This is a genomic window from Rahnella sp. 2050, from assembly GCF_040544515.1.
GTDB classification, from domain to species: domain Bacteria; phylum Pseudomonadota; class Gammaproteobacteria; order Enterobacterales; family Enterobacteriaceae; genus Rahnella; species Rahnella aceris.
This window is the reverse complement of record NZ_JBEPKE010000002.1, coordinates 897,554-911,724: the sequence shown is the minus strand read 5'-3', so window position 1 is coordinate 911,724 and position 14,171 is coordinate 897,554. Positions and strand designations below refer to the sequence as shown.

Here is a 14,171-nt window from a genome sequence, read left to right as displayed (position 1 = left end):
GTTTTCCATACAAATAATAATAATTTTATTGAGTTAAACCGGCGACAGAAAGACCAATTTTCTCTTCAGGCCGACAAGGATACCAGAGTTAACAGGGGTTTCTGATGAAACTTTTTACTGCAACTTTTGCATTAAATCGGCAATGCGGTGGTCGATTTTATGCGCTCCATCGCAAAACTTGAGGTCACGTCGTTCAGTCCTGGAATGCCATTCACAAGTCGCTTGTAAAAGTTATCGTAGCTTTTCATATCGGAGACCTGAACTTGCAGCAAATAATCGTACTCGCCCGCCATCCGGTAAAAACCCAGCACCTCTGGAAACGCTTCGACTTGCTGAACAAATCGCTGATACCACTCACTGTTGTGATGCTGGGTCTTAATCAGCACAAATGCTGTCAGGCTAAGTCCCAGTTTCTCAGCGTCAAGTAACGCCACTTTTCCGCAAATAATCCCGTCATCTTCAAGGCGCTTTATTCTTTTCCAGCAGGGGGTGGTGGTGAGGTTGACGGCCTCAGCCAGCTCGTTCAGAGAAAGGGTGCAATCCCGCTGTAGCAGCGATAAAAGCGTGAGGTCAATTTTATCTACCATACCGCACTCCAGGAGAAAATATTTCTCCAAATAAGATGATCTATGGGTCAAAGAGTAACTTATTTCTCTGGTGATTACGTTATTCTTTATCTCATCAAAACACTTAAATGAGCCTGCAACATGCGCAATTCCTGGGTCACTCACGCCATTAAAGAAATCGACGCCGATTATCAACGTTCAGCCGACACACATTTAATTCGTCTCACGCTGAACGACTTTCCTGGAATTTCGTTGTATCTCAAAGATGAAAGCACGCATCCTTCCGGCAGCCTGAAACATCGTCTGGCACGCTCATTGTTTTTATATGGCCTGTGCAATGGCTGGATCCGCGAAAATACGCCGATTATTGAGGCGTCTTCGGGCAGTACCGCTGTCTCCGAAGCCTATTTCGCGCGTCTGCTGGGCCTGCCCTTTATTGCCGTAATGCCCGCCTGTACAGCCCCGCGCAAAATTCAGCAAATTGAGTTTTATGGTGGTCGCTGCCACTTTGTCGAAAACTCAGGTCAGATTTATGCTGCCTCAGAGCAGCTCGCTAAAGAGCTGAACGGCCATTATATGGATCAGTTCACCTACGCAGAACGGGCCACCGACTGGCGCGGAAACAACAACATTGCAGACAGCATTTTCCGTCAGATGTCCCGCGAACCGTATCCGGTGCCGCGTTATCTGGTGATGAGTGCGGGTACCGGCGGAACGTCCGCAACGCTTGGCCGCTACATCCGCTATCAGGGGCACGATACCGAACTGGTCGTGGTGGATCCGGAAAACTCTGTCTTTTACGATTACTTTCAGCAACGTGATGCCAGCGTTACCGCTCAATGCAGCAGCCGCATTGAAGGCATTGGCCGCCCGCGCGCCGAACCCTCATTTATCCCCGACGTCATTGACAGCATGATGCAAGTACCTGATGCTGCAAGCATTGCTACCGTTCGCTGGCTTGAACAGGTACTGGGGAGAAAAGTCGGCGGCTCGACGGGAACCAATATGTGGGGGGCATTGCAACTGGCAAAACAAATGCGCGAGAAAGGTGAAACCGGCTCGATCGTTACCCTGCTTTGCGACAGCGGTGAACGTTATCTGAATACCTACTTTGATGACAACTGGGTAGCGAAGAATATCGGGGATATTTCCGTTTACGCTGCACAACTGGAAGGTCTCAACTGAATATCCTCGAAATCATTCGAACTACAACAAGGCAGCAAATGAATGAATCCCGATGAGCTTACAAGAGTAAGTGATTCGGGTGAAAGAATGCAGCTAACGCAGTTGCAGTTCGAAGGATGAAGGGGAAAAAAGCCGGGACAGTTAAAGTGAACCCGGCTTGCTGCAATACCTTAATATTCGGGGGAATAGGTGAGGTGTGGAGTGTGCAGCCAGTGTTGCAAAAAGTGAGACACAGCCTGATTACGGCAATGTCCGATGATTTGTAAATGAGAGGCCTGTTCTTTCAGCACCGGCAAAGCGTTGCCCATAATCAGCCCCATCCCGACACTTTCCAGCATTTCCTTGTCGTTCATGGCATCGCCGAATGCCATGCATTCAGACATATCGATCCCCAGACCTGCAGTGAGAAGCGCCAGAGCACTGCCTTTATTACTGCCTGCGGGCTGCACATCCAGACAATCTGCCGCTGAAAAACACAGGTCAAGACGCGGGCCGAAATGCGCTTCCAGTTGGGGTACCAGCGCCAGCAAGGTTTCATGCGGTGCGCAGAAACACACTTTGCTGTTACCAGAATCAGGCAATAAACGCAGATCCTGTAACTGATAGCGGAAGCCGCTGAACTGATGCGGGATCAGCAAATCCGGATCGTCCAGAGACGTAAACCAGCCATCATCACGGAATACATGCTGGCTGGCAGGTGTATCCCATTGTGTGTGCAAAAGCTCGTGTGCACAATCTTCGGACAAGTCACTGGCATGCAACCGGTGCCCGGACAAGTCATGAATTCGCGTGCCGTTTCCGGTGATCAGAAAACCGTCCAGTCCGATGTTCGCCAGAATATCTTTCATTTCGAGATAATGACGGCCGGTGGCAAACGTCAGTTTTACCGGCTTTTCAGCCAGCTGACGCAATGTTGCCAGTGTTTTTTCGCCCAGCGTGTGATCGGGTAAAAGCAGAGTGCCATCCATATCAAATGCAGCTAAACGGAACATATTTTCTCTCAGAAAAGGAATGATTTTCACCCTCAAAGTATGGACTGCGATTTGCGGAACTAATAGTGAACAGTTTGTGAATACTGTTCCGGTTTTAGCTCACACTCTGGCTCTTCGCTGCAAGCCAGCGCACCATACGCACGATATGATGAACAGGTTAATTCACAGCAAAAATAAGGTTCCGTATTTACCGTGCGCCTGCAAAACCGGCTTAATCAATTTCAGCGTTTATACCTGAAGACCGGACAAGTTCCGGTTCAATTTACCGTGGCCGAACTGGCTGAGATTTTCTGTTGCAGTGAACGTCATACCCGAACGTTGCTGAAACACTTTCAGGATGCGGGCTGGATTGACTGGCAATCCCAAGCAGGTCGCGGGAAGCGTGCGTCACTTTGCTGCCTGAAAACCCCCGAAGAATTGCGGGGAGCCTGTTTGCAGGAGTTGCTGAAAAATGGCGAACATTCGGCCGCGTTGCAGCTAAGCCAGCTGGATCCGAGCCATCTCAATGCACTGCTGGCGCCGCATTTGGGCGGGCAATGGCAGGAAGATGCGCCCACGCTGCGTATACCCTATTATCGCCCTCTCCAGCCTTTAGATCCGCTGACGTTGACCGGCCGTGCCGAGCAACATCTTGCCCATACTATTCATGCAGGACTGACGCGTTTTATTCCGGGAAATTCAGCCCCCCAGCCCGATCTGGCCCATCACTGGCAAATCAGTAATAACGGCAAAACCTGGCAATTTTTCCTGCGTAGTCAGTTGTTCTGGCATAACGGAGAACCACTGAAGACCGCGCAATTAATGGCGCGCTTTGAACAACTGCAAAACTCACCGCGCAGTAAACATAATCTGGCTTGCGTGAGCAGATTGTCTCAGCCGCACGCACTTTGTCTGCAGTTTGATCTCGATAAACCCGATTACTGGCTGGCGCACCGGTTTGCCGACCTTAACTGCCTGTTATCCCATCCCGATAATCCACATATCGGCGCGGGTCCTTTTCGCCTGACTACCTTTTCACCTGAACTGATCAGGCTTGAACAACATACGTTGTACGCCTTACAGCATCCTTATCTGGCGGCTATTGAATTTTGGATCACACCGCAACTCTTTGCACAAAAAAGCAATGTCAGTTGCCAGCATCCGGTCAGGATCATTTTGGGTGAACAGGATGAATTATCGCGCGTGAAACCGGTCAGACGCAGCACCAGCTTGGGATTTTGCTACATCGCCGCCAATCTGAAACGTGGCGTATTGAATGAGGCTCAGGCGCGTAAAATCGTCCGTCTGATCCAGCGCAGCGGCATGCTGGATAATTTGCCTATCGATCATGATCTGGTGAAAGCCAGCAAAGAAATGCTGCCTGGCTGGCCAATACCTTTGCATGACGATGCTGATGTTCCATTGCCTGAAAAGCTGACATTGCTGTTTCACCCGCCGGTTGAATTTGAGCTGGTGGCGCAGGCACTAAAGGAAAAGCTGGCGGAAGAAGATTGTGCACTGGAGGTTAAATATCATGCCGGGCGACTTTGGGAAGATGATGCGCTGCTGGGCTGGGCCGATCTGCTTCTCGGTGATCGTTTGATTGGCGAATCTCCCGATGCCTCCCTGGAGAACTGGTTACAGCAAGATCCGCTCTGGCCGGGGATCCTGCGCGAAAAAGATTATGTTTGCCAGCAACAGCGCCTGGCCGCTATTCAGCAAATCCCGCTGGAGAACCATCGCTCGGACGAACTGCGCGATCATTTATTTCAGTGGATGCAGTCGGCCATCGTCACACCGTTGTTTAATTATCAGTATCAGGTCAGCGCACCACCACGCATCAGCGGTGTGCAACTCACCGCATGGGGCTGGTTCGATTTCTGTCAGGCATGGGTTCCGCCGCCGCTGCCAACGGAAAGTGCCTGAAGGAGCTGTTTCACTACACTCCGGGGGTAAAGGAAAGTAACATTAGGGCACTTTTACTGCCCGATGCGCAGTGAATTTCAGATAATGGTTTCAAACAACAGGTAATCAGAATGAAAAGAGCAGTGGTAGTTTTTAGCGGCGGACAAGATTCAACAACCTGTCTGATTCAGGCTCTGAAGCAATATGACGAAGTCCACTGCGTTACTTTCGATTATGGTCAGCGTCATCGTGCAGAAATCGAGATTGCACAAAAACTGTCTGTGGAACTGGGCGCACGTGCCCATAAAGTGCTGGATGTCGGGTTGTTAAACGAACTGGCTGTCAGCAGCCTGACCCGCGATAACATTCCGGTGCCTAATTTTGGTGATGAAAACAACGGGGGCTTGCCGAGTACGTTCGTTCCCGGTCGTAATATTCTTTTCCTGACGCTGGCGGCCATTTATGCCTATCAGATCCAGGCAGAAGCCGTCATCACCGGCGTGTGTGAAACTGACTTCTCCGGTTATCCGGATTGCCGTGATGAATTCGTCAAGGCGCTGAATACGGCTGTGTCGCTGGGTCTGGCGCGAGATGTGCGTTTCGAAACGCCGCTGATGTGGCTCAATAAAGCCGAAACCTGGGCGCTGGCCGATTATTACCAGCAGTTGGATCTGGTTCGTCATAAAACGCTGACCTGCTACAACGGCATTGCTGGTGATGGTTGTGGTGAATGTGCCGCCTGTCATTTACGCGCTAATGGTTTGCAGCAATACCAGCAGGATAAAGCGGGCGTGATGACCAGCCTGAAGAACAAAACCGGACTGCGTTAATTTTTCAGTTTTAATGTTTTGCCGGTAACGGGCGGCTTTCAACCGCCCGTTGGCGTATTCTTTTGACGGGAAAGTGATCTTGCGTAAGGGGAAACGATTAATCGTTTTCCAGTTCCAGTTCACGTAACCGCTCGAGCAATTCCCCTTCCAGCGGCAGCGCTTTTTGCGTACGCAAATCGATACACACGAACGTCAGCGTCGCATCCGCAACCACATCACCTTCACACGTGACAACCTGCTCGAGAACACCACTGCGCCCGTTCAGTTGCTGCAAACTGCTGTCAATGCGCAATACATCCCCCAATACCGCAGGCTTGCGGTAATTGATGTTGATATTCACCACGATGAAGGCAATCTTGTTCTGGCTCATCCACTGGAAACCTGACTGATTGTCGAGCCATTCCCAGCGCGCTGTTTCAAGAAATTCCAGATAACGCGCGTTGTTTACGTGCTGATAAACGTCAATGTGGAAACCGCGAACTTTAATGAACGTATGCATAATCGTTAAGAAACTCCTGATAGTCGTCTGAGGCTTACAACCAAACTGGTCAGATGTCTCTAGAGATTAGCAGAAGAAAACGGCGGCAACCGTTAAGGGATCACCGCCGCGACATCCGTCACAATTTCAGACGGTCCTTGTTACGTTCAAACAATGCAGCACCAATTCCCGGAACTTCACGCAATTGTTCGATATCCGTAAATTGCCCAAGATCTTCGCGGTAACTGACGATGGCTTGCGCTTTTTTCATCCCTACTCCGTTCATCACATTGGCAAATTCTTCCGCAGTCGCCGTGTTGATGCTTACGGTACTTTCATCGGTCACTGCCACTTGTTCCTTTTTCACTTGCGGGCCAGTGACTTTGCTGGCTGCCGTCGCTGGCGCCGCCGTCGTGGTCGCCACGCTGCTGGCCGCATTGGGCGCGGCCTGCAACATGACCGGTAGTGTGGAAAGTCCCAGAGCGAGAGCTAACGAAAGTGAGGTGATGCCTAATTTTTTCATGCTGTATCCTCCATGTGTTTGACAGCACGGAGAGAATGCATCAGGCAGAGAAAGCGGACAACGGGCAACATTCAAATGTGGAAAAGGCCGCGGAAGCGGCCTTTTGTTTGTTGCAACGCGTTGCAAAACTTTGCGGCGTTTACTGGTTTTGTGCAGCAGAACCGTATTTGATTTTCGCTTCCTGACGCAGGTTGGTCAGCAGCGAATCAAAGGCCACATTCGAGGACGTCTGTTGCATTTCCTGATTGAAACGTGCTGTATCAGCGGCAGGAATGGTACCCGGCGTCACCGCATTCAGTTTGACCAGTACACTGTTGCCTTTATCGTCCTGAGTCAGCCCATAAACCGGTTGGTCTTTCTGAGGATGAGGCAGTGCGTAAACGTTTTCTTCGAATGCAGAAGGCTGCTGGCTACGCTGTACTTTCTGGACGGCACCAAATGTCAGGCCGGCAGCTTTCATGGCGTCATCGCCTTTGCCTTCTTTCAACGCGGTCAGCAGTTTCTCACCTTCCATACGCGCCTGATCCTGTGCTTTCTGCCGTTTCACCAGCGTCGTCACCTGATCTTTCACGTCAGCGAAAGGTTTAACCCCTTCAGCTTTGTGCGCATCCACGCGAACTACAAAGGCGCGGTCACCATCAACGGTAATAATGTCTGAGTTACTGCCAGGAGAACCGTCCTGACCAATCAGGCCACCGTCGAAAATCGCCTGTACGACAGGTTTGAAATTGATACCTGCCGGGATTTGATTCTGAGTGAACCAATCTGTGTGAACCGCTTTCGTACCGGCAACATCTTCAGCTGAAGCCAGAGATTCGTTGTCATTGGTTGCCGCTTCGCTGACTTTCTGTTGCAGCGCGTAGTAGGCATCCAATGATTTCTCTTGTTTAAGCTTGTCGGCAATCGTGTTGCGAACGTCAGCTAACGGTTTGACCTGCTCAGGCGTCACGTCATCAAGGCGCAAAATGAAGAAACCGCTGTCCGATTTAATCACACCAGACACCTGACCTTTGGTGGTCAGATTGGCATTTTTAAATTCTGGTAACGTCGTTTCAGGCTCCATCCAGCCGAGGTCACCACCTTGTCTGGCACTCAGCGCATCGGTCGATTTGGTCTTAGCCAGTTCCGCGAAATCGGTGCCTTTTTTCAGCTCGGCAGCCACTGCGTCAGCATCGGCCTGAGATTTCAGAACAATGACACTGTAGCGACGGCGTTCAGGCTGACCAAATTCGCTTTTATGCTGGTCGTAATAGGCGCTGATATCCGCATCCGTCACGTTAGTTTTCCCCTGCATGGCCGCTGCATCCATTTCGATGTAGCTGACTTTCACCTGTTCAGGCGAGAGGAAACTGTTTTTATTCTGGTCGTAGAATGCCTGCAATTCAGCGTCAGTGACCTGCTGTTTAGCTGCCAGCGCATCGGTATCCAATGTGGCAGTCTGCACATCACGACTTTGCAGAATCAACCCACCTAGAGATTTACTTTCCACTGGCAAAACGAAATCGGACTGACCGTAGGCTTGCTCAAGTTGCTGACTGATTAACTGTTGTTTCATCAACTGCGCAAAGTTATCCGCGGTGTATCCCATACCCTGGATGCTTTGCAGATATTTAGCATTGTCGAAACGGCCATCAGTCTGGAATTGCGGGGTCGCAAAAATCGCATCTTTGATCTGCTGATCGCTGACGGTAATGCCTAATTTTTTGGAATACTGATCCAGCAACGTGACGTCAATCAGGTTGCTCAGGGATTCCTGGCGTAATTGCTGCATATAACCGTCGCTGCCCGCAAGCGCAGAGAATTGATCTCCAAGCTGCTGTTGCAAGCGGCTACGCTGGTTTTGAACTGCCTGTTCCAGCTGAGCACGTCCTATTTCCTGACCATTCACTTTCGCTGCATAGTCGCCTGAACCGCCGATCAGGTAGTTGCCTACCCCTGTCAAAATAAAGGACAGAATAATCAGGGCCAGAATGATTTTGAGCACGACGTGATTGGCGGCCGCGCGTAAATTGTCCATCATAGTGTGGCAACACTCCGCTGTAATAAAAAAAGCGCACCGTTTTCGATGCGCCTTGTATCTTACCTTACCAGCCCGATGACGTCAGGTTATTGTTTAACAACCAGACCTGAATGAAAAGCATCAGTGATGCGCCTCACACAGTTTCAACGTCAGTCTGCGGGTAATTAACCGTTAACGGCATCTTTCAGCGCTTTACCTGCACGGAAGCCCGGCACTTTAGCGGCTGCAATGCTGATTTCTTTACCGGTCTGTGGGTTACGACCAGTACGTGCTGAACGCTCGCGAACGGAGAAAGTACCAAAACCAACCAGAGCTACTTCATCCCCAGCTTTCAGGGTGTCAGTGACAGATGCAAGAACAGCATCTAAAACACGTCCCGCTGCGGCTTTAGAAATATCAGCACCGGCAGCAATTTTGTCGATCAATTGTGACTTATTCACTCTTATCATCCCCTCTTAAAATTCGTTCATCACGGCGCATTTTCCCTGCAGACGTGACCGCGCTGCTGTTATATCAATCTTGTCAGAGTGATGCAAGCGACTGAAAGCAGCCTGAAACCCTTTGACCGTTCACTAAGTTAACGGCACAAAAAAAAGCTGGCAAGTGAGATTTCACCTGCCAGCCTGAGTTTTATTCAACTGTGTAAGCTGAGGTCACTATTTTGCTGCCACCGGCAATGCTCCGTAAGCCGGATTTTGCAGTGCGATGTTGAGAACATCATCAATGCGTTTTACCGGATGGATCTCAAGATCTGCCAGCACGTTCGCCGGAATTTCTTCCAGATCACGTTTGTTGTCGTCCGGGATCAGAACCACTTTGATGCCACCACGATGGGCCGCCAGCAGCTTTTCTTTCAGACCACCGATTGGCAGAACCAGACCACGCAGTGTGATCTCACCGGTCATCGCAACATCCGCACGAACCGGGTTACCCGTCAGACAAGACACCAGCGCGGTACACATGGCAATACCGGCACTCGGGCCATCTTTCGGCGTTGCCCCTTCGGGTACGTGAACGTGAATATCACGTTTTTCGTAGAAGTCAGGGTTGATACCCAGTTTGTCTGCGCGTGAACGGACAACCGTCAGTGCAGCCTGAATGGATTCCTGCATGACTTCACCGAGAGAACCGGTGTAAGTCAGCTTACCTTTGCCCGGTACGCAGGCCGTTTCGATGGTCAGCAATTCACCGCCCACTTCGGTCCACGCCAGACCAGTAACCTGGCCCACCCGGTTTTCGGTATCAGCACGGCCATAATCGACCTTCTGCACGCCGAGGAAATCTTTCAGGTTGTCGCCGTTAATTTCAATGTGCTTGATGTCTTTATCCATCAGCAATTGCTTAACCGCTTTACGGCACAGTTTCGACAACTCACGTTCCAGACTACGTACACCCGCTTCACGGGTATAGAAACGGATGATGCCAGTTATTGCGCTGTCATCCACAGTCAGTTCGTTCTTCTTAAGCGCATTACGTTCAAGCTGTTTCGGCAACAGGTGCTGTTTGGCGATGTTCAGTTTTTCGTCTTCGGTATAACCGGAAAGACGGATCACTTCCATACGGTCCAGCAGCGGAGCCGGGATGTTCATCGAGTTCGAGGTCGCCACAAACATCACATCTGACAGGTCGTAATCGACTTCCAGATAGTGATCGTTGAACGCCACGTTCTGTTCCGGATCCAATACTTCCAGCAAGGCAGAAGCCGGATCGCCACGCATATCCGATGACATCTTGTCGATTTCATCAAGCAGGAACAGCGGGTTTTTAACCCCCACTTTCGCCATTTTCTGGATCAGTTTGCCCGGCATGGAACCGATATAGGTACGACGGTGACCACGGATTTCCGCTTCATCACGTACGCCACCCAACGCCATACGAACATACTGACGGCCAGTCGCGCGTGCGATTGACTGACCCAGTGAGGTTTTACCCACACCCGGAGGCCCGACCAGACACAGGATTGGGCCTTTGATTTTGCTGACGCGACTCTGCACGGCGAGGTATTCCAGAATGCGGTCTTTGACACGCTCCAGACCATAATGGTCAGTATCCAGAACTTCCTGTGCTTTGATCAGGTCCTTTTTCACTTTGCTGCGGGCATTCCATGGCACCTGAAGCATCCAGTCGATATATCCACGGACAACCGTAGCTTCGGCGGACATCGGCGACATCATTTTCAGTTTTTGCAGCTCAGCTTCGGTTTTCTCACGCGCATCTTTCGGCATTTTGGCCGCTTCGATTTTGCGTTTCAGCGCCTCGTGCTCGTCAGGCGTGTCATCCATTTCGCCCAGTTCTTTCTGAATCGCTTTCATTTGCTCATTCAGATAGTACTCGCGCTGACTTTTCTCCATCTGTTTTTTGACACGATTGCGAATGCGTTTCTCAACCTGCAACAGGTCAATTTCCGATTCCATCATCGCCATCAAATATTCCAGACGCTCGGTGATATCAAACATTTCCAGTACAGATTGTTTGTCAGCGAGTTTCAGTGGCATATGTGCCGCGATGGTGTCAGCCAGACGTGCAGCATCTTCAATGCTGTTCAGCGAAGTCAGCACTTCCGGCGGGATCTTTTTGTTCAGCTTGATGTAGCCTTCAAACTGATTAATCGCAGTACGCACCAGAACTTCCTGCTCGCGTTCATCCACGGCCGGAGATTCCAGGTACTCCGCCTGGGCAGCAAAATGCTCGCCACTGTCAGAAAGTGTCGTAATACGCGCGCGTTGTAACCCTTCCACCAGCACTTTTACCGTGCCATCCGGGAGCTTCAGCATTTGTAATATTGAGGCAACCGTACCCACGGAGAAGAGATCATTAACGCCCGGCTCATCTGTTGAGGCTTCTTTCTGCGCCACCAGCATGATTTTTTTGTCGTGATCCATCGCAGCTTCGAGGCATCGAATCGATTTTTCCCTGCCAACAAACAACGGGATCACCATGTGCGGATAAACCACCACATCGCGCAGAGGCAATACGGGGATTTCTATGCGTTCAGAACGCTCAGGGTTCATAGAGCTCTCTCTTAGTTTAGCTTCCGCCAGGTTAAGGAAATCTCGTGAAACACGAGTCAGACGGGTTTCAGCAAGTCGTTAACTGAGTATATGGGGATGAATGTCCGACATTCAACGATAAGAATGTGCGAAAAAAAAATGGGGGACAAAATCCCCCATTTCGTGGCTAACTCTCTGGATAGATTGGCTAATTATTCGCCAGATGCTTGTTGTGCTTCCGGCTTGCCATAAATCATCAGAGGCTCTGACTGACCCGCAATCACGGATTCATCAATAACCACTTTCTCGACATCTTCGAGAGACGGCAGATCATACATGGTATCCAGCAATGCCGCTTCCACAATGGAACGCAGGCCACGCGCACCGGTTTTACGGATCATGGCTTTTTTGGCAATGGCCGTCAGCGCTTCATCCCGGAATTCCAGTTCAACGCCTTCGAGATTAAACAATGCCTGATATTGCTTAGTCAGGGCATTTTTCGGCTCTTTCAGGATTTGAATCAGGGCTTCTTCATTGAGCTCACTCAGAGTCGCCACCACTGGCAGACGACCTATGAACTCTGGGATCAGACCAAATTTAATCAAATCTTCGGGTTCAGCCTGAGCCAGTAACTGACCTTCAGTCGCTTTCTGCTCTTTGCCTTTCACTTCAGCGCCGAAACCGATACCGGTATTCGTATTGATACGCTGTCCAATCACTTTATCCAGGCCGGCAAAAGCACCGCCACAGATAAACAGGATTTTCGAAGTATCAACCTGCAAGAATTCCTGCTGCGGATGCTTACGTCCGCCTTGCGGTGGAACAGCAGCCACGGTGCCTTCAATAAGTTTCAGCAGTGCCTGCTGTACACCTTCACCGGACACATCACGCGTGATCGATGGGTTGTCAGACTTGCGAGAAATCTTGTCAATTTCATCAATGTAAACAATGCCGCGTTGCGCTTTCTGTACGTCGTAGTCACATTTCTGCAGCAGTTTCTGAATGATATTTTCGACGTCCTCACCCACATAACCGGCCTCGGTCAGCGTGGTGGCATCGGCCATGGTAAATGGCACATCCAGGAAACGCGCCAGGGTTTCAGCCAGCAGCGTTTTGCCGCTACCGGTCGGCCCGATCAGCAGGATGTTACTCTTGCCTAATTCTATACCGTTGCTGGTATCGCCATTACGCAGGCGCTTATAGTGGTTGTAGACCGCCACTGCCAGCACTTTTTTTGCAGGTTCCTGGCCGATAACATAATCGTCAAGGTGCTGACGGATTTCATGCGGCGTCGGTAATGCACTGCGTTCACGGTGTGGCGCGACTTCTTTGATCTCTTCGCGAATAATGTCATTACATAAATCGACACATTCATCGCAGATATACACTGACGGCCCGGCAATCAGCTTACGAACTTCATGCTGGCTTTTGCCGCAAAAAGAGCAGTACAGCAGCTTTCCTGAACCGTCTTTGCGCTTATCTGTCATCAGTAAACCTCTTCTCTGGTATCAGTCCCGCAGCGTAACAATAACACCACGACACGACTATATTACACAACAGCCGCATGATTGGCTGATGTCTGTTCATTCCTGTTATGACTCATTGCTTGCAGAACTTCAGTAACTCAAGCCCTGCCTTTGAGACGTCCGTATGAGTATAACTATAGACCATCAGCCCGGCAGAAATAAGCCGTCAGGCGCGATGGGTAAATACGGAGTCTACTAACCCGTACTGTACAGCCTCATCAGCGGACAGGAAACGGTCACGCTCAGTGTCACGCTCTATTTCTTCAAGAGATTTGCCCGTATGTTTCGCCATCAGCTCATTCATACGAGATTTCACTTTCAGAATTTCTTTAGCGTGGATCTCAATATCCGTCGCCTGGCCCTGGAAACCGCCCAGTGGCTGGTGGATCATCACACGGGAATTTGGCAGGCAGAAGCGTTTGCCTTCGGCACCGGCTGTTAACAGGAATGCGCCCATTGAACAGGCTTGTCCCATACAAATCGTGCTGACATCCGGTTTGATGAACTGCATGGTGTCATAAATCGACATACCGGCAGTGATCACGCCGCCCGGTGAGTTGATATACAAATAAATGTCTTTTTCCGGACTTTCTGCTTCCAGGAACAGCATCTGGGCAACAATCAGGTTAGCCATATGGTCTTCAACCTGACCGGTCAGGAAGATGATACGTTCCTTAAGCAGACGGGAGAAAATATCGTATGAACGCTCGCCCCGTGAAGTTTGCTCAACCACCATGGGTACCAACGCCATGTTTGGTGCAAATTGCTCTCTTTCACCACTGTATGACATAACCGTCTCCTAATAGATTCTGTTTGGCGCTATTTAAAATCGATTCTACTTGAGATAGGCACACATGACTATGCTCAAGCGGCCAAGTCGCCATTTACACGCCTGACGGTGTTTATCAGTCAGATTTTAACTACAAATTTACCTGGGTTAGCTCTTATCAATTGGGGGAATTGCCCCCTTTTTCAAGCCTGCAGTGATATTTCTTTTTTGGCGTGCCCCCTGAGCCAGTAAAAAGCCATCCTGAGGGTGTCAGTCAACAGTTTCTACGTGGGCTGTGCTTTATATTGATAAATATAGTGCAAAAACAACAGCCAAAACAAAAATACCTGATTTTCAGGAAATAAAAAGCCCGCAGTAAAAACCGCGGGCTTTGGAAGCAAACCTGTA

The 14,171-nt window shown here is 50.1% G+C and carries 12 protein-coding genes; 3 read left to right on the top strand and 9 right to left on the bottom strand.

From position 1 onward, the window contains the following. Positions 1-131 precede the first annotated feature (131 nt). Positions 132-587 carry an Lrp/AsnC family transcriptional regulator gene (locus tag ABIC79_RS11470; protein ID WP_134706541.1) on the bottom strand — a complete coding sequence of 152 codons (456 nt, stop codon included), beginning with the start codon at positions 585-587 and terminating at the stop codon, positions 132-134. Positions 588-707: 120 nt separating this feature from the next. On the opposite strand from ABIC79_RS11470, the gene ABIC79_RS11465 reads away from it, so the two are divergent. Beyond that, positions 708-1,751, top strand: coding sequence for a PLP-dependent cysteine synthase family protein (locus tag ABIC79_RS11465; protein WP_013576630.1), 1,044 nt, complete (start codon positions 708-710; stop codon positions 1,749-1,751). Between the two features lie 170 nt (positions 1,752-1,921). Here ABIC79_RS11465 and cof read toward each other — a convergent pair whose 3' ends face one another. After that, positions 1,922-2,743 (bottom strand): HMP-PP phosphatase, encoded by an 822-nt coding sequence (gene cof / locus ABIC79_RS11460; protein WP_013576631.1) that lies wholly within the window; start codon positions 2,741-2,743, stop codon positions 1,922-1,924. A gap of 192 nt (positions 2,744-2,935) precedes the next feature. Here cof and ABIC79_RS11455 point away from each other — a divergent pair, with 192 nt between their 5' ends. Both ABIC79_RS11455 and queC read left to right on the top strand, forming a co-directional pair. Further along, a complete protein-coding gene (locus ABIC79_RS11455; protein WP_166860611.1) occupies positions 2,936-4,648 on the top strand; it encodes an SgrR family transcriptional regulator in 1,713 nt (570 codons plus the stop codon). A gap of 110 nt (positions 4,649-4,758) precedes the next feature. Next, on the top strand, positions 4,759-5,457 hold the full coding sequence (queC, locus tag ABIC79_RS11450) for a 7-cyano-7-deazaguanine synthase QueC (RefSeq protein WP_013576633.1): 699 nt from the start codon (positions 4,759-4,761) through the stop codon (positions 5,455-5,457). Between the two features lie 97 nt (positions 5,458-5,554). Here queC and ABIC79_RS11445 read toward each other — a convergent pair whose 3' ends face one another. From ABIC79_RS11445 to clpP, 7 genes are all read right to left on the bottom strand, one after another. Next, positions 5,555-5,956, bottom strand: coding sequence for a YbgC/FadM family acyl-CoA thioesterase (locus tag ABIC79_RS11445; RefSeq protein ID WP_013576634.1), 402 nt, complete (start codon positions 5,954-5,956; stop codon positions 5,555-5,557). A 118-nt stretch (positions 5,957-6,074) separates the two neighbouring features. Next, positions 6,075-6,458, bottom strand: a complete 384-nt coding sequence (locus ABIC79_RS11440; protein ID WP_013576635.1) for a ComEA family DNA-binding protein — start codon at positions 6,456-6,458, stop codon at positions 6,075-6,077. 139 nt (positions 6,459-6,597) lie between these two features. Next, on the bottom strand, positions 6,598-8,478 hold the full coding sequence (gene ppiD / locus ABIC79_RS11435) for a peptidylprolyl isomerase (RefSeq protein WP_013576636.1): 1,881 nt from the start codon (positions 8,476-8,478) through the stop codon (positions 6,598-6,600). Between the two features lie 164 nt (positions 8,479-8,642). Further along, positions 8,643-8,918: a nucleoid-associated protein HU-beta gene (hupB, locus tag ABIC79_RS11430; protein WP_013576637.1), complete on the bottom strand. Its 276-nt coding sequence runs from the start codon at positions 8,916-8,918 to the stop codon at positions 8,643-8,645. 216 nt (positions 8,919-9,134) lie between these two features. Continuing rightward, entirely contained in the window at positions 9,135-11,489 is a 2,355-nt protein-coding gene (lon, locus tag ABIC79_RS11425) for an endopeptidase La (RefSeq protein WP_013576638.1), read from the bottom strand. Positions 11,490-11,680: 191 nt separating this feature from the next. Next, positions 11,681-12,955: an ATP-dependent protease ATP-binding subunit ClpX gene (gene clpX, locus ABIC79_RS11420; protein WP_013576639.1), complete on the bottom strand. Its 1,275-nt coding sequence runs from the start codon at positions 12,953-12,955 to the stop codon at positions 11,681-11,683. Between the two features lie 205 nt (positions 12,956-13,160). After that, positions 13,161-13,784 (bottom strand): ATP-dependent Clp endopeptidase proteolytic subunit ClpP, encoded by a 624-nt coding sequence (gene clpP / locus ABIC79_RS11415; RefSeq protein ID WP_013576640.1) that lies wholly within the window; start codon positions 13,782-13,784, stop codon positions 13,161-13,163. Positions 13,785-14,171: the final 387 nt, after the last annotated feature.

Bases quoted from the DNA above. Each gene is read 5' to 3' on its own strand.
- ABIC79_RS11470 (WP_134706541.1), bottom strand. From the start codon at position 587: ATGGTAGATAAAATTGACCTCACGCTTTTATCGCTGCTACAGCGGGAT.
- clpX (WP_013576639.1), bottom strand. From the start codon at position 12,955: ATGACAGATAAGCGCAAAGACGGTTCAGGAAAGCTGCTGTACTGCTCT.
- clpP (WP_013576640.1), bottom strand. From the start codon at position 13,784: ATGTCATACAGTGGTGAAAGAGAGCAATTTGCACCAAACATGGCGTTG.
- cof (WP_013576631.1), bottom strand. From the start codon at position 2,743: ATGTTCCGTTTAGCTGCATTTGATATGGATGGCACTCTGCTTTTACCC.
- queC (WP_013576633.1), top strand. From the start codon at position 4,759: ATGAAAAGAGCAGTGGTAGTTTTTAGCGGCGGACAAGATTCAACAACC.
- ABIC79_RS11465 (WP_013576630.1), top strand. From the start codon at position 708: ATGCGCAATTCCTGGGTCACTCACGCCATTAAAGAAATCGACGCCGAT.
- ABIC79_RS11440 (WP_013576635.1), bottom strand. From the start codon at position 6,458: ATGAAAAAATTAGGCATCACCTCACTTTCGTTAGCTCTCGCTCTGGGA.
- lon (WP_013576638.1), bottom strand. From the start codon at position 11,489: ATGAACCCTGAGCGTTCTGAACGCATAGAAATCCCCGTATTGCCTCTG.
- ABIC79_RS11445 (WP_013576634.1), bottom strand. From the start codon at position 5,956: ATGCATACGTTCATTAAAGTTCGCGGTTTCCACATTGACGTTTATCAG.
- ppiD (WP_013576636.1), bottom strand. From the start codon at position 8,478: ATGATGGACAATTTACGCGCGGCCGCCAATCACGTCGTGCTCAAAATC.